The 20,277-nt window shown below is 58.5% G+C and carries 27 protein-coding genes and 1 pseudogene; 10 read left to right on the top strand and 18 right to left on the bottom strand.

Going from position 1 to position 20,277, the window contains the following annotated elements; genetic code table 11:
* The 5 genes from EV130_RS15750 to EV130_RS15765 all read right to left on the bottom strand — a co-directional run.
* Positions 1–464: aminotransferase class I/II-fold pyridoxal phosphate-dependent enzyme (locus EV130_RS15750; protein ID WP_132660792.1), on the bottom strand; the 464-nt coding region annotated here is incomplete at its 3' end.
* Between the two features lie 63 nt (positions 465–527).
* A complete protein-coding gene (locus EV130_RS32575; protein ID WP_165918532.1) occupies positions 528–686 on the bottom strand; it encodes a hypothetical protein in 159 nt (52 codons plus the stop codon).
* A complete protein-coding gene (gene ccmE / locus EV130_RS15755) occupies positions 683–1,135 on the bottom strand; it encodes a cytochrome c maturation protein CcmE (RefSeq protein ID WP_132660794.1) in 453 nt (150 codons plus the stop codon). Before ccmE ends, EV130_RS32575 begins: the two co-directional genes overlap by 4 nt.
* Entirely contained in the window at positions 1,132–1,311 is a 180-nt protein-coding gene (locus EV130_RS15760) for a hypothetical protein (protein WP_132660796.1), read from the bottom strand. The genes ccmE and EV130_RS15760 overlap by 4 nt, the downstream gene beginning before the upstream one ends.
* A gap of 72 nt (positions 1,312–1,383) precedes the next feature.
* On the bottom strand, positions 1,384–2,112 hold the full coding sequence (locus EV130_RS15765) for a response regulator (protein WP_074065671.1): 729 nt from the start codon (positions 2,110–2,112) through the stop codon (positions 1,384–1,386).
* Between the two features lie 241 nt (positions 2,113–2,353).
* On the opposite strand from EV130_RS15765, the gene EV130_RS15770 reads away from it, so the two are divergent.
* Positions 2,354–3,016 (top strand): Crp/Fnr family transcriptional regulator, encoded by a 663-nt coding sequence (locus EV130_RS15770; RefSeq protein WP_132660951.1) that lies wholly within the window; start codon positions 2,354–2,356, stop codon positions 3,014–3,016.
* A gap of 46 nt (positions 3,017–3,062) precedes the next feature.
* Here EV130_RS15770 and ccoS read toward each other — a convergent pair whose 3' ends face one another.
* The 9 genes from ccoS to ccoN all read right to left on the bottom strand — a co-directional run bounded on the left by ccoS (position 3,063) and on the right by ccoN (position 11,321).
* Positions 3,063–3,218, bottom strand: coding sequence for a cbb3-type cytochrome oxidase assembly protein CcoS (ccoS, locus tag EV130_RS15775; RefSeq protein WP_074064643.1), 156 nt, complete (start codon positions 3,216–3,218; stop codon positions 3,063–3,065).
* Positions 3,215–5,506, bottom strand: coding sequence for a cation-translocating P-type ATPase (locus EV130_RS15780; RefSeq protein WP_132660798.1), 2,292 nt, complete (start codon positions 5,504–5,506; stop codon positions 3,215–3,217). The genes ccoS and EV130_RS15780 overlap by 4 nt, the downstream gene beginning before the upstream one ends.
* A complete protein-coding gene (locus tag EV130_RS15785) occupies positions 5,503–6,000 on the bottom strand; it encodes a FixH family protein (RefSeq protein WP_132660800.1) in 498 nt (165 codons plus the stop codon). Before EV130_RS15785 ends, EV130_RS15780 begins: the two co-directional genes overlap by 4 nt.
* Positions 5,997–7,574: a cytochrome c oxidase accessory protein CcoG gene (gene ccoG, locus EV130_RS15790; protein WP_132660802.1), complete on the bottom strand. Its 1,578-nt coding sequence runs from the start codon at positions 7,572–7,574 to the stop codon at positions 5,997–5,999. Before ccoG ends, EV130_RS15785 begins: the two co-directional genes overlap by 4 nt.
* A 163-nt stretch (positions 7,575–7,737) precedes the next feature.
* Complete coding sequence (locus EV130_RS15795) at positions 7,738–7,926, bottom strand: hypothetical protein (protein WP_132550611.1); 189 nt, start codon at positions 7,924–7,926, stop codon at positions 7,738–7,740.
* A 9-nt stretch (positions 7,927–7,935) separates the two neighbouring features.
* Complete coding sequence (gene ccoP / locus EV130_RS15800; protein ID WP_074064639.1) at positions 7,936–8,799, bottom strand: cytochrome-c oxidase, cbb3-type subunit III; 864 nt, start codon at positions 8,797–8,799, stop codon at positions 7,936–7,938.
* Position 8,800: 1 nt separating this feature from the next.
* On the bottom strand, positions 8,801–8,953 hold the full coding sequence (locus EV130_RS15805; protein WP_132660804.1) for a cbb3-type cytochrome c oxidase subunit 3: 153 nt from the start codon (positions 8,951–8,953) through the stop codon (positions 8,801–8,803).
* A gap of 10 nt (positions 8,954–8,963) precedes the next feature.
* Positions 8,964–9,695 (bottom strand): cytochrome-c oxidase, cbb3-type subunit II, encoded by a 732-nt coding sequence (gene ccoO / locus EV130_RS15810; RefSeq protein ID WP_132550613.1) that lies wholly within the window; start codon positions 9,693–9,695, stop codon positions 8,964–8,966.
* A gap of 9 nt (positions 9,696–9,704) precedes the next feature.
* On the bottom strand, positions 9,705–11,321 hold the full coding sequence (ccoN, locus tag EV130_RS15815; RefSeq protein WP_132550615.1) for a cytochrome-c oxidase, cbb3-type subunit I: 1,617 nt from the start codon (positions 11,319–11,321) through the stop codon (positions 9,705–9,707).
* 277 nt (positions 11,322–11,598) lie between these two features.
* Here ccoN and EV130_RS15820 point away from each other — a divergent pair, with 277 nt between their 5' ends.
* The 4 genes and pseudogenes from EV130_RS15820 (at position 11,599) to EV130_RS15835 (ending at position 15,312) form a co-directional block, all read left to right on the top strand.
* Positions 11,599–12,330, top strand: coding sequence for a Crp/Fnr family transcriptional regulator (locus tag EV130_RS15820; protein WP_132550617.1), 732 nt, complete (start codon positions 11,599–11,601; stop codon positions 12,328–12,330).
* Positions 12,331–12,358: 28 nt separating this feature from the next.
* Complete coding sequence (locus EV130_RS15825) at positions 12,359–14,284, top strand: hybrid sensor histidine kinase/response regulator (RefSeq protein WP_132550989.1); 1,926 nt, start codon at positions 12,359–12,361, stop codon at positions 14,282–14,284.
* 280 nt (positions 14,285–14,564) lie between these two features.
* Positions 14,565–15,010: pseudogene (locus EV130_RS15830) on the top strand (pseudoazurin).
* A gap of 89 nt (positions 15,011–15,099) precedes the next feature.
* Entirely contained in the window at positions 15,100–15,312 is a 213-nt protein-coding gene (locus tag EV130_RS15835) for a DUF1775 domain-containing protein (RefSeq protein ID WP_165918534.1), read from the top strand.
* 55 nt (positions 15,313–15,367) lie between these two features.
* Here EV130_RS15835 and EV130_RS15840 read toward each other — a convergent pair whose 3' ends face one another.
* Complete coding sequence (locus EV130_RS15840; protein ID WP_132550621.1) at positions 15,368–15,565, bottom strand: hypothetical protein; 198 nt, start codon at positions 15,563–15,565, stop codon at positions 15,368–15,370.
* A gap of 258 nt (positions 15,566–15,823) precedes the next feature.
* Positions 15,824–17,176, bottom strand: a complete 1,353-nt coding sequence (hemN, locus tag EV130_RS15845; RefSeq protein WP_132550623.1) for an oxygen-independent coproporphyrinogen III oxidase — start codon at positions 17,174–17,176, stop codon at positions 15,824–15,826.
* Between hemN and EV130_RS15850 the strand changes: the two genes are divergently transcribed.
* From EV130_RS15850 to EV130_RS32905, 3 genes are all read left to right on the top strand, one after another.
* Positions 17,175–17,447 carry a hypothetical protein gene (locus tag EV130_RS15850; RefSeq protein ID WP_132550625.1) on the top strand — a complete coding sequence of 91 codons (273 nt, stop codon included), beginning with the start codon at positions 17,175–17,177 and terminating at the stop codon, positions 17,445–17,447. The genes hemN and EV130_RS15850 overlap by 2 nt on opposite strands.
* A 118-nt stretch (positions 17,448–17,565) precedes the next feature.
* A complete protein-coding gene (locus EV130_RS15855; protein ID WP_132550627.1) occupies positions 17,566–17,883 on the top strand; it encodes a TraR/DksA family transcriptional regulator in 318 nt (105 codons plus the stop codon).
* A gap of 144 nt (positions 17,884–18,027) precedes the next feature.
* On the top strand, positions 18,028–18,339 hold the full coding sequence (locus EV130_RS32905) for a hypothetical protein (protein WP_207900886.1): 312 nt from the start codon (positions 18,028–18,030) through the stop codon (positions 18,337–18,339).
* A gap of 31 nt (positions 18,340–18,370) precedes the next feature.
* On the opposite strand, the gene EV130_RS15865 is transcribed toward EV130_RS32905, so the two are convergent.
* A complete protein-coding gene (locus EV130_RS15865; protein WP_132550629.1) occupies positions 18,371–18,658 on the bottom strand; it encodes a hypothetical protein in 288 nt (95 codons plus the stop codon).
* A 150-nt stretch (positions 18,659–18,808) separates the two neighbouring features.
* Positions 18,809–18,994 carry a hypothetical protein gene (locus EV130_RS15870; protein WP_245520062.1) on the bottom strand — a complete coding sequence of 62 codons (186 nt, stop codon included), beginning with the start codon at positions 18,992–18,994 and terminating at the stop codon, positions 18,809–18,811.
* A 174-nt stretch (positions 18,995–19,168) separates the two neighbouring features.
* On the opposite strand from EV130_RS15870, the gene EV130_RS15875 reads away from it, so the two are divergent.
* Positions 19,169–19,732 (top strand): threonine transporter RhtB, encoded by a 564-nt coding sequence (locus EV130_RS15875; RefSeq protein ID WP_132550633.1) that lies wholly within the window; start codon positions 19,169–19,171, stop codon positions 19,730–19,732.
* A gap of 174 nt (positions 19,733–19,906) precedes the next feature.
* Positions 19,907–20,197, top strand: a complete 291-nt coding sequence (locus EV130_RS15880; protein WP_132550635.1) for a hypothetical protein — start codon at positions 19,907–19,909, stop codon at positions 20,195–20,197.
* Positions 20,198–20,277: the final 80 nt, after the last annotated feature.

The following is a 20,277-nucleotide window of genomic DNA, read 5'->3' on the forward strand; positions in this document are numbered from 1 at the left end:
TTGCTGCATTTTGCGTGGCGAATGCCTTCGATCATCGAGGCATGGTTCAGCGCGTCGGAAAAGATGATCAGCCCGGGGATCCTGGCGCCGAGCGTACCGAGCGATGCCCAGTTGGAGACATAGCCGGAGGTGAAGATCAGCGCGGCTTCCTTGCCGTGCAGATCGGCAAGCTCGCGCTCGAGCAGCACGTGGTGGTGATTGGTGCCAGAGATATTCCGGGTGCCTCCCGCACCCGCGCCACAGTGGTCGATGGCCTTCTTCATCGCCTCGACCACCTTCGGGTTCTGGCCCATGCCGAGATAGTCGTTGGAACACCAGGCGGTGACGTCCTTCTGACCGTCTGCCGTATGGCGCGTGGCGCGCGGAAAGCTGCCGCGATGACGCTCGAGATCGGCGAAAACCCGATAGCGGCCTTCCTTGTGAAGCCCGTCCAGCTCGCTCCTAAAAAATCCTTCGAAATCCATCCATGTGCTCCATGATCACCACCAGGACCTAGCGCTTGCCGAACCGGATGGTCTTGACATAAATCAAGAACGGATCGCCAAGTGTGCACGATTTTCCGCTGAAGGCGCAGCAGCGGCACCAGCGAATGCGAGTTCTCCCAGACGTTCCTGACGGTAAAGTCGGTGACCGATCGCTGCCGCCAGCGCCAGGACCAGTGCGTAGTGGCCGATCTCGATGATCATTGCGTATCCTCGCCTTCCTGCCACAGACCCTGCGCCTTCAGCCGGTCGGCAACGTCCTTCGGCATGTATTTCTCGTCGTGCTTGGCAAGCACCGTGTCGGCGATGAACTCCCGGCTGCCGGCTGCAAACGTGCCTTCCGTCACAACACCCTGCCCCTCGCGGAACAGGTCGGGAAGGATGCCGGTATATTTGACCTTCACCGCGTCGCCGCTGCCGTCGGTGACGGCAAATTCCACCGTCGAGCCTGCGCCGCGCACGACGCTGCCCTCGCCGACCAGCCCGCCGAGGCGGATGCGCGTCTGCGGCTTCACCGGTGTTTTGGCAAGGTCGGCCGGCATGTAGAAATAAGCGACCGACTGGCTGAAGGCGAACATGACGAGCAGCACCGCGGCGAGGATGAAGCCCATGCCGCCGCCAATCACCGCCAGGCGCTTCTGCTTGCGCGTCATTGCGTTCCTCCTTCCGCCGCATGGTCGCGGTAGACCATCTGCTCGCAGGCAACGTGCCGGTCGATCGAGGCGCGCCGTCTATCGAGCGGCGCAAGCAGCACAGCTGCAACGGCAGCTGTCAGTCCTGCAAAAGCAATCAAAGGAACATCTGCATCGGGTTCTTCGAAATATTTCATTTTCAAAGGACATACGTGCTTCAGCTCCCGCCAACATTGACGGGAATCAATTAACCGGCGTTGTTTTGACGATTATCGGCTGCCACCCGTAAAGACATAGCCGACGCCGCGAACGGATTGGATGATTGTCGGGTTCTTGGGATCCTGTTCGATTTTTCTGCGCAGTCTGGCAATCTGCGCGTCGATCGTTCGATCAAACGCTTCGAGATTGCGGCTGCGTGTCAGGTCCATGAGCGTTTCGCGCGTCAGCACGCGCCCGGGGTTGCGCGCAAAGACGAGCAGCATATCGAATTCGCCCGTTGTCAATGGGGTGTCTTGTCCGCAAGGATCGGTCAGCTTGCGCCGGTGGATATGAAGTTGCCACCCATCGAATTCCAGGACACCTTCGTCCGCAGCCTGCTGCCCGGCGTGTCGATCGGGAGGCTGGCGGCGACGCAAGACGGTTCTCAGCCGCGCAAGAACCTCGCGAAGGTGGAATGGCTTTGCGATGTAGTCATCGGCTCCGACTTCGAGACCCACGACTTTGTCAGTCACATCATCGCGGCCGGTCAGCATCAAAATCGGCACGTCCGAATTCGCGCGGACTTCCCGCACCAATTGAAGCCCGTTTTGCCCGCCAGGTAAAATCAGATCGAGGAAAATCGCGGTAAAGTCCGTCTTTGCGAGCTCAGCGTGCATGGCAGTCCCGTCGGCGACGGCAGTCACGCGGTACCCTTCGTCTTCGAAATAACGGATCAGCATTTGCCGGATCCGTGCGTCATCATCGACGACCAATATATGCTCGGACTGCTTGCCCGTCATTTCCATCATTCCCCGGGCTTCTTTGAGAAACGTGCCCGCGCACCGCATGTTGCTTTCTCAATTATCGAATTTTTCGGGAAATGGGAACGTCGCCGGTGATGCTTCCCCAAAAGAATGGCGAAGCGGTTCGCCCGGGCCGCGAGCTTTGGCGCTCTTTTCTCGCCTGGGTCCTTGATCGAAATCAAACAGGAATTCGCTTGCGGAGGCTAAATGGGGTTTGGGATTCAACGAGGGTAGGAAAATGTCCGTTGAGACATCCGTATTAGCGCGTTCAAAGCTTTTTGCCGGGCTAGGCAGCGACACTGCCAACAGGCTGCTCAAGCTGGCTGACATCATCAGGTTCGAGCCTCGCGATTTCATCATCCGGGAAGGTCAAAGAGCCGATGCGTTCTTTTGCGTTGTGCGTGGCTATGTTCGTTTGTTCAAGACGAACGAGATCGGCCGCGCTGCAGATATCAGGATCTGTGAACCGCGCGATACCTTTGCCGAGTGTCTGATCGGCGGCGGTGGCATCTATGCCTACAATGTTCAGGCGGTAGATAACGTTGTGCTAGCACGCTTTGCTATTGACGGCGTAAGACGACTGGCGGAAGAGGACCGAGCTCTTGACAGGAATATCATGCGACTGATGGCCGACCATCTGCTTGCGACGATGGAATGCGTCGCCAGCGACCGTCTGCGAACTTCCTCGCAGCGGGTTGCCAACTATCTTTTAAGCCAATGTTCGGCAGGCAACCCAAGCCAAACCGTTCGCCTCCCCTACCAAAAAAGTCTGCTCGCCGGTAAGCTCGGCCTTGCACCTGAAGCGCTTTCGCGTGCATTCGGTGCGCTCAAGGAAGCGGGCGTCACTGTCAGAGGCAGAACGGTGCGGATTGATGATATTGCGGCTTTGCGGCAAATGTAGCAGGACAGCGGCAATGATCCGCCGCTCCTGGCGACCGTCAAGCCCTTTAAGGCCGGGGCCTTTCATCCTCGTCATCGAGAATGCGCCACGACGCGCCCTCGAGATCGTCATACTGGCCGTTCTTCAGAGACCACAAAAAGCCAAAAAGGCCCAATCCCCCCATGAAAAGCGCGATCGGAATGAGGTAAATCAGCATGTTCATGGTGAAACGACCTCCACCGTCGAAAGCTTCGACTTGCGGATCACATGGCGCCTGCCGGGGACTTTCGCCTTGTCGTTCAAACGCAGGGCATTTGCAACTACGATGAGCGACGATGTCGACATCGCCACGGCCGCGACCAGCGGCGTCGCATAGCCCGCGATCGCGATCGGTACGGCGATGATGTTGTAGCCGATCGCCAGCGCGAAGTTCTGCCGGATGAATCGGGCCGCCTGGCGCGACACGGAAATCGCCTCAGGCACGGCCCCAAGACTATCATGCATGAAGACCAGGTCTGCAGCCTGCCTGCCGACATCTGCCGCTGTCGCCGGTGCCATCGACACATGAGCGACCGAGAGCGCCGGTGCGTCATTGATGCCGTCACCCACCATCAGGACGCGATGGCCGAGCTTGCCCAGACGTAGGCATTCCTCCATCTTTCCCCGGGGTGTCAATCCGGCAAGCCAGTGATCGACCTCGAGCGTTTTGGCTGTCGCCTCGACGACGCACTCCCGGTCGCCTGACATGACAATGGTGGCAAAACCTTGGCCCGCAAGGCTTTTGATGGCGAGATCGGCGTCTGGCCGCAGCGTATCCTCGAAGTAAAAGCGTGCAAGCTCGATCCCGCCCTTCGATAGGACGACCTCGGAGAAGGCGTCGCTTAGGTGTTGGCCAAGCGGATTTCCGGGGCAAGCGAAGGTCACATTGCCCAGACGGTAGATTTCCTTTCCGCTTTTGGCTTGCAGTCCAGCGCCCGGGATCTCCTCGACCCCGTCAAATGCCAGGGCCTTTGATGGCGCGTCGCGCAAAAGCGCCTGTGACAACGGATGCCGGGAATGAGCTGCCAGGCCGGCGGCAATAGCCAGTTCGCGAGGCCCGGCTTGCGTGAGGGAAGCGAGACGCGGCCGACCCATCGTCAAGGTTCCGGTCTTGTCGAATGCAACCATATCGATCTCGGCCAGTCGTTCCATGGCCGAGCCGTCCTTGACCATGATGCCTCGCCGGAACAGGGTTCCGGCAGCCACGACCTGAACAACGGGAACCGCCAGGCCCAGGGCGCAAGGGCAGGTGATGATCAAGACGGCCACGGCCACCAGCATCGCTTGCTTCCAGTCGCCGCCGATCAGGCCCCAGCCGAGAAACGACATCAGTGCCAGGAGATGAACGGCCGGCGAGTAGTAGCTTGCGGCGCGATCGGCAATGCGCCGGTAGCGGGCGCGCCCGCCTTCTGCGGCTTCCATCAACCCGATAATCTCGGCCAGCAGTGAGTTTCTTGCAGCCGCCGCTGCCTTGATCGTCAGTGATCCCGTCAGGTTCATCGCACCGGACTTCAGTTCGCTTCCCGTTGACACCGCCATCGGAATGCTCTCCCCCGTGACGATAGACAGGTCGACTTCACTCTGGCCAACAACGACGGTGGCATCCACCGGAATACGTTCGCCGGCCGGCACGGCAATCAGGTCTCCGACATTGATTTCGTCCAACGGAACATAACGCCTGGAACCATCCGGGTTGATCAGCAGCGCGCCTCGCGGGGCAAGTCGCGCCAGGCCGGTGATCGCCGCGCGTGCCTTGTCACGCATGACGTGATCGAGTGTGCGGCCAATCAACAGAAAGAACAGCAGGGATACAGATGCATCGAACCAGGCGTGTTGTCCATGATGGATCGTTTCCCAAAGCGACATTGAATAAGAAAGCGTCACGGCAAGCGATATCGGCACATCCATGTTGGTGCGGCCGTGCTTCAAGGCGTTCCATGCGGATTGGTAGAAGAAACGTCCGGCATAGATCAGCGTGGGCGCCGCAATCATTGCCGATATCCAATGGAACATGTCGCGCGTTGCAGCCTCCGCCCCAGACCAGATCGATACGGAAAGCAGCATGATGTTTGCTGCTGCAAAGCCCGAGACGCCGACTGCCAGCAGCAGTTGACTGCGAATCCGATCATCGTCGCTCAAGTCGGCCGTGAACAAATGCGCTTGATATCCGCAGGCCGCAATTTCAGACAGAATGCCGGCTGGACTGACCGGGCTGCCGTTCATCTCCTCGTACCATACGCAGCTCACGCGCTTTGCCGTCAGGTTCACCCGCGCGCTCTTGACATATGGCAACTTTATCAGCGCTTTTTCGACGGTCGAGATGCAGGCACCGCAGTGGACGCCTGGAACGCTGAAATCCGATTGCCTGAGACCTGAGCCCAGAGGCTGGCTGGCAAGCAGGGCTTCCTCGGAGCTGATCACGTTGCTGCTGAGCGACAGCACGCCTTCCACATCCATGGTGCAGCATGTCATTGGACGAACCCCGCCCTATTGATCCTGATGGCCTCGTGCATCACGATCGTGCCCTCGTTCTTCGAAACGATCTCAACGATCCAATCGCCCGACAGGACGCGGTGGCGGGTTTCGAAATGCCCGTCACGGTTCTTCGACAATCGAATGACGAAATCCTCATGATCGCCCACCGGCCGCTTGAAATGCGCCGTGACCGCGTCAGCGGTGGCTGGCGAACCGTCGCGATTGCGCAACCTGTAGACAATCAGCCCGTCTTGAAGCGCGAATTCGCCGGAAACGCCGCTCTTGGCCATTGCTTGCATTGCCTGCGCCTTCTTGTTGAATTCCTGGCTCGCGACATAGGTATTTTCCACCACAAGGCCGCTCCAGCTCGACGAGGCGTACCAAGCCATCGTCATGTTGACGGAAATGATGATGCCGAAGAAGACAAGCATGATGAAAAGCATGTGGCGGCCGGTAAAGCCTTTGCCGTTGGTGATCGGGTAGTCGCTCATTTTCTGGCTCCTGGCGCATTGAAGGCGGCTTTGTAGACCGAGCGATCCGTGCCGGCCGGGTCGTCGGCCACGAAGAGAAACTCGTTGACGGCACTGGAGGAATTCCTGCTTGTGACGAAGACCTTGAGCGCCATTGCCGCGTCAGGCTTAGTCTCAATCATGAACTGCCGGCTTTCCTCTTCCGACAGTTCCGGGATCCTCATCGTCGCGCCGTCCATTCCTTCGAGGTGCAACGCAATTGTACGGGGCTGCGGCAGCATATTGAGAATGCGCAGGGTATAGCCGTTGCGGATCGAGCCGTCAGATTCGAGAACGAACTGAGGGTTGCGGTCGTGCACGACGTTGAGGTCAAGCCGCTCTCGCAGTGCGAGATGAACGAGCATACCGATGCCAACTGCTGCCCAGACGGCTGCATAAAAGACCACGCGCGGCCTGAAGATCACCCGCCAATTGAAATGGCGGATTGCGGCGACGAAGTTTCCGTCGCCATCGCGAACCCGCTGAGGCTGCACGCCGGTCTTTCCGTTGTCTGTGGCAAGGGCCATATTGGCGGCGTATTCGCTCAGCGTTGCATAAGCGATGAGGCCGCGCGGCTTGTTCAGCTTGTCCATGATGCCATCGCAGGCATCGATGCAAAGCGCGCAGGTGATGCACTCCATTTGCTGTCCGTCGCGAATATCGATCCCCATCGGACAGACGGCCACGCAGGCATTGCAATCGACGCAGTCGCCAACGGCCTGGCCCGAGAGGGCTGCCTTCTTGGCATGGCGGGAGCGCGGTTCGCCGCGCCAGTCGTTGTAGGTGACGACGAGGGAATTTTCGTCGATCATGGCGCCCTGTATTCGCGGCCACGGACACATGTAGGTGCAGACTTGCTCACGCATCAGGCCGCCGAGCACATAGGTGGTCGCGGTAAGCGTTGCGACGGTCGCATAGGCAACAGCCGGCGCCTGGCCCGCCAGGAAATTCAGCGCCAGTGTTGGTGCGTCAGCAAAATAGAATATCCACGCGCCACCGGTTCCTGCACCGATGACAAGCCAGATCGCGTGCTTGGTGACGCGCTTCAGCAGCTTGGTCACGCTCCACGGCGCGTTGTCCAGTTTGATCCTGGCGTTGCGGTCGCCCTCGATGGCGCGCTCAATAACGAGAAACAGATCGACCCAAACCGTCTGGGGACAAGCATAGCCGCACCATGCTCGCCCGACGGCGGAGGTCACCAGAAACAAGCCAAACCCCGCCATGACAAGCAAGCCGGCCACATAGAAGAACTCCTGCGGCCATATCTCGATGAAGAAAAAGAAGAAGCGGCGCGAAGACAGGTCGACCAGAATAGCCTGGTCGGGCGCGTAAGGACCCCGGTCCCACCGCAGCCATGGTGAGAGATAATAAATCCCCAGCGTAATCAGCATCACGATCCATTTGAAGCGACGGAAACGCCCTTGCGCCCTTTTCGGGAAGACTTTCTCGCGCGCGGCATAAAGGGCCTGACGATTCCGTGCTGCGTTGACCGGCTCCACCTGGAGATGTTCCACCGTCTTGGTGTCGCTCGGATTGGGGGCGGTGTAGAGGTTCATGATCACTAACCATCCAAATTGATGCGCCGTTGTCGCATTCCGCAACGCTGCCTTCCTTGACGTAGGTCAAGAAGCGGGATGTATGCCAAATGCAAAAACGCCACGCCGAGGGCGTGGCCAGGAGGAATTGCAGAGATAGAGCCCCGCGTGGGACGCCACTTACTCAGCGGCTTGTGGTCGAATGATCCTTGAGGCAAGTCAAACTGATCATCGCCTGGCCAAGTTTTTCGGTCTCTTGCTCTTCTTCTTCTGCGGTAACGGGTATCTTGGCCCGCACGGAAACTCGCGTGTGGACGACTGAACGCGGTGTTCCATACAGCGAGATCAGCGGATTGGTATCGCGCGTTGACATGTCGGCCTCCTATTTTCCGCCGCCGAGCGAATGCACGAAGACGGTGAGTTCCTTCACGGTCGTCTCGCCAAGGCGGGCGGACCAGGCCGGCATCATGCCATGTTTTGGCGCGTTGATCTGCCGAACGATCGCCTCTTCGCCCTCCCCCTTCAGCCAGATGGCATCAGCCAGATTGGGCGCACCCATGTCGACGTTGCCCTTGCCGTCTTGCCCGTGACAGGCCGCGCAGTTGTCGAGGAAAGCCTGTTTGCCGGCGCTTGCCATCTTTGTATCGGAGGGCGTTTTCGTCAGGCTCCAGACATAGGCCGCGACATTGCGGGTTTGCGTTGCATCGAGGGCGTCAGCAAACGCCGGCATCTCAGAGGCGTGAGTGTCGCCGTCACCGTCGAAACGGACGCCATGCGCAATGGTCTTTTGGATTGATTGAAGATCGCCACCCCACAGCCAGTCGTCGTCGTTCAGGTTCGGGAACCCCGGACCACCGGCTGCGCCACTGCCGTGGCACGGTGCGCAATTGACTTTGAACGCGGAGGCGCCGCCAGAGATAGCAAATTGCCGCAGATTGGCATCCGCGTCGATTTCGTCGACCGTCTTTGCGGCGATCTGTTCGAGATACACGGTCTGGGTCGACCTTGCTGTCTCCACCTCCTGTGTGAGCTCGGCGCGGCTCGAAAAGCCGAGCAGTCCGTCCGTTGCCTTGGTCAGCAGCGGAATGGAAGGATAAGCGATGGCATATCCCACCGCCCACAGGATCGTTGCATAAAACGTCCAGACCCACCAACGCGGCATGGGATTGTTCAGCTCGCGGATACCGTCCCATTCATGGCCGGTGGTTTCGACGCCGCTGAGCTCGTCAACATGTTTGTCCGACATATCAGTCATCCTTCAAAGGTATGCTTGCGGCTTCATTGGCGCATTCCCGGCTGCCCGGCCGGAGCGTAAAAATGACAACGCCGATGAAGAACAGCGTCATGGCAAGGAGGCCCCAACTGTCCGCGAAGTGGCGCATTGCTGTGTAGGTTTCCATGGCGTATTCCTCAGCGATATCCGGTTGCGTCGTCATAGGTCGAATAATCGACCAAAGTGCCGAGCATCTGCAGGTAGGCCACCAGAGCGTCCATCTCCGACAGCTTCGAAGGATCCCCGTCGAAGTCGCCCGTCCTGGCCTTCGGATAGCGTTCGAGCAGTGCCGTGGTGTCGGAGTTCGGATCCGCCTGCATTTTCATATCCGCCTCAGCATTGGCGATCATGTCTTGCGTGTAAGGCACACCGACAAGCCCATTTGCCTTAAGGTCCATGCCGACATCCTTGACGGTGACCTCGTTTGTTTTGAGGAAGGCGTAGCTCGGCATGATCGATTCTGGCACGACAGCGCGGGGATCGGCGAGGTGCTGGACCTGCCATTCGTCCGAGTAGCGCCCACCGACACGCGCAAGATCCGGTCCCGTGCGCTTTGAGCCCCACTGGAACGGATGGTCGTACATCGATTCGGCTGCGAGCGAATAATGTCCATAGCGTTCCACTTCGTCGCGGAATGGCCGGATCATCTGGCTGTGGCAGACGTAGCAGCCCTCACGCACGTAGATATTGCGGCCGGCCAGTTCCAGTGGCGTATAGGGGCGCATCCCTTCCACCTTTTCAATCGTGTTCTGCAGGTAGAACAGCGGTGCGATTTCGACGATACCGCCAATGCTGACGACCAGGAGCGATCCCACAAGCAGGAGCGTCGCGTTCTTTTCTATGATTTTGTGTTTCTCAAGTATCGACATGGTCGTTCCTCACTCGGCAGGCTGGGCGACGAGGGTACCTGGCATCGGCGCCTCATTGCGTTGGTAACCACGAATGGTCATGTAGACATTGATGGCCATGATCAGACCGCCGGCGAGATAGAGAATTCCGCCCAAGGCTCTAAGCAGGTAGTATGGGAACATCGCAGCGACGGTCTCGGCGAAGGAATAGACGAGGAAGCCCTGGCTATTATATTCGCGCCACATCAGGCCCTGCTGGATACCGGCAACCCAAAGCACGGCGGCATAGACGACGATGCCGAGCGTTGCGAGCCAGAAATGCCAGTTGACCATGCGAAGACTGTAAAGACGCTCCCTCCCCCACAGTCTTGGCGTCAGGTAGTAGATAGCGCCGAAGGAGATCATGCCGACCCAGCCGAGTGCGCCCGAATGGACATGACCGATTGTCCATTCCGTATAGTGGCTGAGCGAATTGACCGCCTTGACCGACATCATCGGGCCTTCGAATGTCGACATCCCATAAAAGGCGATCGCCATGATCATCATGCGGATGATCGGGTCGGTGCGGATCTTGTCCCAGGCACCCGATAGTGTCATCAGACCGTTGATCATCCCGCCCCAGGAGGGCATCCAGAGCATGACGGAAAAAACCATGCCGAGGGTCTGTGCCCAATCCGGCAGAGCTGTGTAGTGCAGGTGATGCGGTCCGGCCCAGATATACATGAAGATCAGGGCCCAGAAGTGGATGATCGACAGGCGGTAAGAATAGACCGGCCGGTTGGCCTGCTTCGGCACGAAATAATACATCATGCCCAGGAAGCCGGCGGTCAAAAAGAAGCCAACCGCGTTATGGCCGTACCACCACTGGGTCAGCGCATCCTGGACGCCAGAGAATGCCGAGTAGCTCTTCGATCCGAGCAAGGAAACCGGAACCGACAGGTTGTTGACGACGTGCAGCATCGCCACCGTGACGATGAAGCCCAGGTAGAACCAGTTCGCGACATAGATGTGTGGTTCCTTGCGCTTCAATAGCGTTCCGAGGAATGCAAGAAGATATGCCACCCAGACGATCGTCAGCCAGATGTCGACATACCATTCAGGCTCTGCATATTCGCGCCCCTCGGTGATTCCCAGGAGATATCCTGTCGCGGCCATGACGATGAAGAGCTGATAGCCCCAAAATACGAACCAGCCGAGGTTGCCGCCGAAGAGGCGGGCCCGACAGGTCCTCTGGACGACGTAGAAGGAGGTGGCGATCAGAGCGTTGCCGCCGAAAGCAAAAATGACGGCGGATGTGTGGACCGGCCGCAGGCGCCCGAAGTTGAAATATGGGGCGATGTTCAGGTCGGGATAGGCGAGCTGAAGTGCGACCACGACGCCGACGAGAAAGCCGACCACGCCCCAAAACACGGTAGCGATGACACCATATCGAACAACGTCATCGAAATACTCAGACGAATCCGGCTTGGGCCGCTGACCGGCCGGTGCGAAATTGACGCGGCGAAGGAGAACAAGTGTGCTTCCCATCAGCACGAAGAACAGCACCCACATATGTGCTGCAAAGAGTTGGTCATGCGCAAAAGCGGCGCCCAGCAGCGCGAAGAACGCGCATATGGCGATGACCACGGTTTCCGTCGTATAGTTCATGTCGTTGTCCCCAAGCACAGATGATCACGCAGACGCGCAATCTTCTTCCGATCTTGTCCGGGCAGAGCTGACACGAGCGCCAGGTCCGATCCTTGATCTATGTCAACGACGGCAGTGTTCGGCGCAGGCGCAGGCTGGATTATTCTTCAAAATCCGAAGCAAACCGGCGTGCTGTTACAAACTGTTACACATTCGCACCGATACGCACGCCGCCAGCATTCCGGTGTAACGCGAACCGTTTCTACTGCCCTCATCAAACGGGACAGAGGGTTCAAAAATGTTGATGCAAAAGAATATTGCGTTCGAAGCCATTCAAGGTTCGGTGAATGACAATTCGGGACAGCTGTCTCTGAAATCGCTTTTTCACTCTATTCCGCAGGAAGTGGTCCAGGCCGGTAAGGCCCTGTTCTGGGAAGGAGACGGGGCAAATCATCTTTTTGAACTCGTCGAAGGCGTGATGCGCCTCTACCGCATCATCGGCGACGGTCGGCGCGTCATCACGGCATTTCTGTATCCGGGCGACCTTGTCGGCACGTCGCTCCAGGAGAGCTACCTCTATACGGCCGAAGCCGTCACCGATTGCAAAATCCGCCGCATCGCACGGAAGAATTTCCATGATGAAATCTCCCGCTCTGCCTGTCTGCGTCCCGATTTCATCTCGCTGCTGTGCCAGGAAATGGCCGCTGCGCACGATCAGATGGTGCTGTTGTCGAAGAAGAATGCAGAAGAGCGCTTGTGCAGTTTCCTGCTGCAGCTCATCTCCCGTGATATGACCAACGCGGCAGGCGACCTCGTGATGCTGCCCATGAACAGGCTCGATATTGCCGACTATCTTGGTCTCACCATCGAGACAGTGTCGCGCACTATCAGCAAGCTTGCCAGCCGGAACGTTCTCGTCCCGATCGGACGCCACGACATGAAGATCCTGAGCCTGAAGCGTCTCATCCAGTTGTCCGGCAATGGCGATGATTTCTCATTGGAAAATTGCCATAGCAGCAGTATTCACTAACGGGCTCGGGACAATCGAGTTGACCACTATGTCGCATCGCTTCACTTCGCCGCGCACAGTATCAAAGCAAGAACTCGAGGCCATCGTTCGCATTATGGGCGGCGCCAACAACATCATCGTGTATGGCGTTGACGGCATCGTTACCGACTGGTCGGCCGGCTGCGAAAACCTGTACGGCCGGACGCGTGACGAGGCTGTCGGCAAAGCCCTTGAAGAGCTGCTTGATCCGCAGTTTTGCGAACCGCGCGAAAATGTTAGTGAGCAGCTGCGACAGCAAGGATACTGGCAGGGCGAAATCATCCATCGCCACAAGGACGGCCATGATGTGTATGTGACGTCGCGCTGCATGGCGGTGAAGCCTTCCGACGGCGAAGCGGTCATCATCCAGACCGACAACGATATCAGCGATCTGAAGCGGGCCGAAAGCGAGGTCAACGCGCGCGAGGCTCACCTCCGGTCCATCCTCGCAACGGTTCCCGAAGCGATGATCGTCATCGATGAGCGAGGAATTGTCATCTCTTTCAGCACCGCTGCAGAAAAGCTGTTCGGCATTAAAGCAGACGACATCTGCGGCCGGAATATCAGTAATCTGATGCCGAACCCCGATCGTGATGCGCATGATGATTATATCGCGCGTTATATCAGGACGGGCGAGCGCCGCATCATTGGCTACGGCCGGGTGGTGACGGGTCAACGGGCCGACGGTTCGAAGTTCCCGATGGAGCTACATGTCGGTGAGACGACGGCAAACGGCGAGCGGATATTTACCGGCTTCGTCCGCGATCTGACGGGCCGGTACAAGATCGAAGAGGATCTCCGGCAGGCGCAAAAGATGGAAGCCGTCGGCCAGTTGACAGGTGGGATTGCCCATGACTTCAACAATCTTCTGACGGTGATCAGCGGCAATCTCGAAATGATCGAGGCGAAGCTTCCGGAAGGGCCGCTCAGCCTGCTGCTGCGGGAGGCGCAGGACGCAGCCGGCGATGGCGCGAAGCTGACGGAGCAACTCTTGGCATTCGGGCGCCGACAGCCTCTCAATCCGACGCTTGCGGATCTCGGATTGCTGGTATCGAGCTTCTCCGATCTGTTGCGGCGGACGCTCGGCGAGAATATCGACCTGAAGACGGTTATCGTCGGCTCGAACCACAACGTGCTGGTCGACAGTTCCCAGCTGCAGAACGCCCTTTTGAACATCGCGTTGAATGCCCGCGACGCAATGCCGCGCGGCGGAAGCCTGACAACAGAGATCAAGCGCGTCTATCTCGATGCGGACTACGCAAAGATGTATCCGCAGGTACGCACTGGAAACTTCGTTCTCATTTCCATCACCGATACAGGGGTCGGCATGTCGGACGAAGTCAAGGAACACGCCTTTGAGCCGTTCTTCACCACCAAGGATGTCGGTTCCGGCACCGGCCTCGGCCTCAGCATGGTCTATGGTTTCGTGAAGCAGTCAGGCGGTCATTTGCAGCTCTATAGCGAGGTTGGACGCGGCACGACAATCCGCATCTATCTTCCCTGGGTACAGGCAGCTGCGGCCAAAGTTGAGACCTCCGACACGAGACCCGACTCGCGCGATGTGCTGCCAGGCGGAGCCGAGACGGTACTGGTCGTCGAGGACGATGTGCGCGTGCGCCGCGTTGCGGTCGCGCGCCTGTCGTCAATGGGCTACAAGGTCATCGAGGCAAGCAACGCTCAGACCGCGCTCGAGATCCTGGCCGAAGATCCCGCGATTGCCCTTCTGTTCACCGATATTGTCATGCCCGGTGGCATGACAGGCGACGAGCTTGCCAAGGAGGCGCGTGTTGTACGCTCCGACCTGAAGATCCTCTTTGCGTCGGGCTACGCCGAGCCGGGTCTCGGCGGCCGCGAATTTGCGACGCCGGGCAGCTGGCTGCGCAAGCCCTATACCGCAAGGGATCTAGCCGTGCGGGTTCGCGAGCTGCTCGACTGATCACCCTTGGGCTGCATAGCATGCTGATTGATGAGGCGCGCTCGCAGCAGTGTGTGAGGTGGGCCGTCAGCGCTCGACGGCTACGAAGGCAGAGTCGAAGGATCGACCTTGCCGCGAAGTATTTTCAAGCACCATTCCGCTCAGCGTTCATCCGGGATCACACTCACGGACTTGCGATGTTGATGGCTCCTGTTTGACCAACGTCAAAGAAGCACCCGATCGAGACGCCTATCACAGCTGCGACGGCCAGTTCGGCCATCGTTCAACTAGGAGATATGAAATGCATTCGATTATTGCGGGTCTTTTTGCCGCGACGGCCGTGATTGCTGCTACCACCATGCCGCTGATGGCAGCCGACCATAGGTGCAGATGCTCAACAAGGGTGCCGCCGGCGCCATGGTGTTTGAGCCGAGTTTCACCAAAATCGCCCCTGGCGACACCATCACCTTCGTCCCGACTGACAAGTCGCACAATGTCGAGGCCTTCAAGGGTTTGATCCCCGAGGGTGCTACCCAATTCAAGTCGAAACCGAACGAGCAGGTTCAGATCAAGTTCGATGCACCTGGCGCCTATGTGATCAAGTGCACGCCGCATGTCGCCATGGGAATGGTCGCACTGGTCCAGGTCGGTGATGCGCCGGCAAATCTCGAGGCCATCAAGACTGCAGAACTTCCAAACATGGTGCGCAAGCGCCTCGATGCGGACATCGCCAAGATCACGCAATAATGCGTTTATCGCTGAAATGCCTGCAGCTGGGTTTTGACGGCCCCGCGGCAGGCGGGTGGTTCAGCAGCAATCAAGGCAAGGAGAACGCAGTGCTGAAAACGAGCCTCATTACACTTGTTCTTTGCACTGCAAGCGCAGCTTCCGCCAGCGCCCATGTGACGCTGGAAAAGGTGCAAGCGTCTGCCGGCAAGGCCTATAAGGCGATCTTGCGTGTCGTGCACGGTTGCGATGGCAAGTCGACCACCAAGATCCGCGTTCAGATTCCCGAGGGCGTTCTCTGGGTTATGCCGATGCCGAAATAGGCCTGGACGATCGAGAAAGCCAAGGGCAAGTGTGCAAAGCAAAGGCCTACGACCTTTATGGCAAGGCGTTACCGAACTCGTCTGGTCCGGTGGCAATCTTGCCGATGATGAGTTTGACGAGTTCATATTCCACGGTGTCGTTGCCAGCAACATTGAGTTCGACCTCGAAGCGGTGGTTCGGTCCCGGACGGATTTCCTGACGACGGGACAACCCGACGATCGCATCTATCAAGCCACGCGGTCGATGGCTCATGAACCTGTCGACCAATTCCTGGGGTTGACAATCACTGCGTTCTCGACGGCGAGACAAGCGCTCGACGTCTTCGCCCGCGGCCCCGACGCCTGCGGCGACAGCTCCGCCATCTTCAGAAGAGGCGGATTCGCCCTCGTTTCAGATCACCAAGCTGCCTAGCGCTTTGCTGGCCATTTATCGCGGGCTGGTTTACTGAGGAGTGCCAGCCCCGAAGGAGAGCTCGGCCGGCGGGGCGGCCTCGGGGTCTCTCCACCCCCTTCAAGCTGCTTTGCTATGGGTACGGCCGGACGCACCGATATAGGCATCGAAGGCTGCCGCCACCGCCCTGATCATGAACCTGAGATCCTTGCGAACAGTGACAAGACCCTCACGGACCGTCACGACGTCATCGCTTTCAAGCGCACGCAGCCGGTCGTTGCCGTTAAGGACCGTGCCGGACTCGTAGCCATAACGTGCTCCAAGCAGATTGACGTCGACGGCGAAATCACACATCAGTCGCTCAATGATTGCGGCCCGGAACTGATCCTGCCCGGTCAGGCGATACCCTTTCACGGTGGCCAGGCTGCCGCATGCGATCCGTTGCGCGTAGGCTCCGGGAGCGACTTCATTTTGGACATACCCCGCCGGAAGCTTGCCGATTGCGGATGCCCCGAGGCCGATAAGCGTCTCGCAGGTATCCGTCGTGTAGCCCTGAAAATTCCGCCTCAAATCCCCACGCGCGCTGGCCATCGAAAGTTCATCTGCCGGCAGGGCGAAGTGATCAAGTCCGATCCGCACGTAGCCGGCATCGACCAGTGCCTCGGCGATCGCTTCGGCCTGGGCGTTACGCTCTGCGGCATCCTGCAAGGTCGCCTCATCGATAAGGCGCTGATGCTTCTTGAATGCCGGGATGTGCGCATAGCCGAATACCGCGAAGCGATCGGGGCGTAACCGGACCGCCGTCTGCACGGTATCGACGCAAGATGCGACCGTCTGATGCGGCAGGCCATAGATCAGGTCGAAGTTGATGCTGCCGATGCCGGCCTTCCGCAATTGCTGAACGGCGGTCTCCGTCTGCTCGAAAGTCTGAATACGGTTGATGGCCGCCTGGACGACCGGATCGAAACTCTGGACTCCCAGGCTCGAGCGACCGACGCCGCCCTCAGCGAGCGCGTCAACCATTTCACTGGCGAGTGTACGCGGATCGATCTCTACGGCGATTTCTGCCCCTGGCTTGAATGCGAATGCGTTCCTCATATCCTTCATCAAACCCACGAACTCGTCCGGTCGCATGATCGTCGGCGTGCCGCCGCCAAAGTGCACATTTTGCACAGGCAGCGGCTTCTTCGCCTTGGATGCAACCAGATCGATCTCCCGGCGGAGAACATCCAGGTAATCAAGGATCGACCGATCCTGCTTCGTGATCGTCGTGTGACACCCGCAATACCAGCACATCGACCGGCAAAAAGGGATATGAAGATAGAGCGAGACCGGTGCCTCGTTGTCGAGCTCTGCCAACCAATCCCGATAGATGTCGGCGCCGACCGCGGAAGAAAAGGCCGGCGCGGTCGGATAGCTGGTGTAGCGCGGCAGGCGTGTTTCGCCATACTTCCCGACGAGGGGATGAGACATGATGCGTTCCTTCATAAGACGTTTTGGTGACTTTGAAGGCGCTGCACGCTTAAGTCCTTGTCATAGGTCAATGACGATGCCGACGTATTCTCGAAAATCCAGGAAATTGTTTGCTGTCGTCGCCGACATTGCGGGACTAATTTGCGGGGTTTGCCGCAATCAAGAACTGATCGTCAGCGGCCGCTTTGACAACGCGGGCCGCTACCACACTGCTCGTCGCCAGCCTGTTTGGCATAGGCGCAGTGCTTTCGCCGATATGACCGGTCTCTGATGCCGTGCCTTTGTCGCCGCCTCAATAGTCGTGTTTTCGAGATATTGACGCAGATCAAGATGACCCGCCTGAAATCGCCCTAACTATGTTCAGTAGAGAAAGAGTCTGGAGAACCAGAATGCAAAAAGAGAAATATGAAAAGATACTGCGGAGCCGGTTGGAAGACCTGAACCGCCGCCTGTTACTCGTCGACAGCGATCTGGGACGGCGAAAGGATGCCGATGATGAGGACCGTGCCGTCGAGCTCGAAAATAACGATGTGCTGGAGGGCTTTGGACGTGCCGGGCTGGAAGAGGTGCGCGCGATCAACGCGGCCCTGCAGCGCCTCGAAAACGGGACCTTCGGCATCTGTGTCAAGTGTGGATCGCCGATTTCGGAAGCTCGGCTCCAAGCGGTCCCATATGCCGTAACATGCCAATCGTGCCTCAACGATTGAGCCGGTCCGGCGTTGATAACGGAAGTTATGCGCTGCCAGGGAGAGAAAATCATGGAGTATGGCGTCGTAGCAGCCGGATTAGACGCAGACGGGAAGTCAGGATGCATCATTCTGCAGCTCGGTTCACAATGGCGAACCGTCCTGGTGACGCGCCGCGCCATACTGAACGTCGCCTCGCCGCCGCGCTCCACCAAGGCGCGTTTTTTGGAGCACGTCGAAACCTTCTGCGAAATCGCCCTCAATCGCCTGCAAATGCCGGCCACCAATCAGGAAATCGTCGTTATCACTGCAGACGACGTACGAGGCTGGCGCCCGCATTGGCCATCGCCACCGACGCGGATTTCTTCTCAGCCAACAGAATCGCGCAACAGCGGGCATCGCACGAGCAAACGCCAACCTTATCTGCAGCTGATCCCGGCCGGAACCTCAGAGGGAACGGGCCAAGACGGCGAGTGACGGCGAACGGCTGGACCAGCGACGGCGAAGGTCAATGGGGATTGCCAGGGGCCGATTTCCACTCGCAAACGTCGCCCGCCGAAATATAGATACGACCGTCAGAGGCAACATCCTTAGCGCGATGCTTTGCGCGCACGATGTTGCAAAAGAGCTCGACGTTTTCCTGCAGCCGCGTCTCGTCCGCACGCGGCGGTGAGGCGACGTCGAGAAGCGCCTGCTTTTCGACGACGGCAATCTGGTTGCTTCCGGCCTCTTCAAGGATGATCAAGGCGTTCTCGCCGGAAGAGCGCAGGAAGACTGTAACGAACTTCAAAGACATCGCGATACCTCTCCGCTCGATAGATAGGCGCGCCCCGCGGGCGCTCCATGTCGGCATCGAATATGCCGGCGCGGGATCAATATTGCAGCAACGCATGGCGATGTCTTTGAGGAAGATCAAATCATCAAGGTGCTCCGGGCGTGTCGTAGGCTAGTCTGATTCCATCAGCAGCGCCGTGCCGAGGTATCCAAGCGCGATCGTATCGCCAAACGCGAAAATGAAGAGACCCTGGGCCACATAGCGTCCGAGCTCGCCGAACGAGCCGGCTGAATCGGCAAATCCTGTTGTCCAGACGACCAAGCCCACCAGGCTCCCGATGAGGAAGCCAATGGTCATTCTGACGATGATAAATTGAATAAGCCGAGGCATGTCGCAGAAACCCTTGAACGCCTTGCATGACAACCCCAAAATGGCCGAAAGGTTCCGCAGGGCAAACCGTTATCTTGACCTTCGTCAAAGCGGATGCCTTTCCCTGCCGGTTAAATGCCGGCGAAATTGATGGAAAAATGCATGAACCAGTTTTCGATGGCAGCCGGCGCCCTTGCGCTTCTTGCGATGCCCGGCCCGACCAATACACTACTTGCGCTCGCTGCCTGTCGGCGTGGAGCAAGACAACTCGCTGTTCTTGCAGCCACGGTCGTTGCCGCTTACCTGGTGGTGGTAGTGCTGCTAGCAGTCTTTGCCGGCGCCTTCGTGCATTCCAATCCCCAGATCGCCGCGGCCCTCAAGCTGGCCTCTGCGGCCTGGGTCTTATATCTCGCCTTTCGGTTGTGGTCAGCTCCCGGCCCGGTCTCGGCGGACGACGTCTCGGCGCGTCATGTCCTGATAACGACGCTGCTCAATCCGAAAGCGATCATCATCGGGCTGGCCATGGTCCCGGCGGCGGACGTTTCGACGCAAATCCCGCACCTCGTGACCCTCGCCTTTGTTGTCGCTGCAACCTCGATGCTTTGGCTTGCATTCGGCAAGCTCGTCATTGGCGAGCAGGAGATGCTGCCGATGCTCGTGCGTCGGTGCAGTTGCGCTGTACTCATGCTGTTTTCTGCCAGCATGACCGCCAGTCTTTTCAGCTAACGATATTTGTCGGTACTTCTTACTGCTCTTCCTGAGGCTCACGGATCAGTGCTTCCCTATTACGGCGGCAAACAGTCCACTTCGAGGAAATTCCCGAAATCTATGTCCTTAGGGCAGACGCTAGCACCGGAACTGGGCTTGGCGACACGAACGATGGTGAAGGGAGCGTAATCCGTGGTCATCCTGTTTACCGGCCGGCGCGCCATCGCGATCTTTGCCGCAGCCGGCGGCTTGCCGCTCCTGCGATCGGTCGCCCCTGCCCTCGCAGCAGGTGATGGCGTTGTTTGGAAAGGAGAGGCAATCCGCGCCACGCTGATCGTCGACGACGAAAATCGCAGGCGCGCTGCAACGCTGATTGCGTGGGTGGTGGCAGAAGTCGACCGGCTCCAGCGATCTTCAGTCTCTACCGGTCGTTCAACCGGGATCGAATTGCCTTCATCCGACCGGGCAACCAAAATGTTCTAACAATGGTGCCTCGCGCGGCCCGGCCTTGATTCATCTCAAAGTGGGGGATCAGTCTTGCCTCTAGGCTGCCCGTATGGAAC

It is taken from the genome of Rhizobium azibense (assembly GCF_004342325.1).
Lineage (GTDB): Bacteria > Pseudomonadota > Alphaproteobacteria > Rhizobiales > Rhizobiaceae > Rhizobium > Rhizobium etli_B.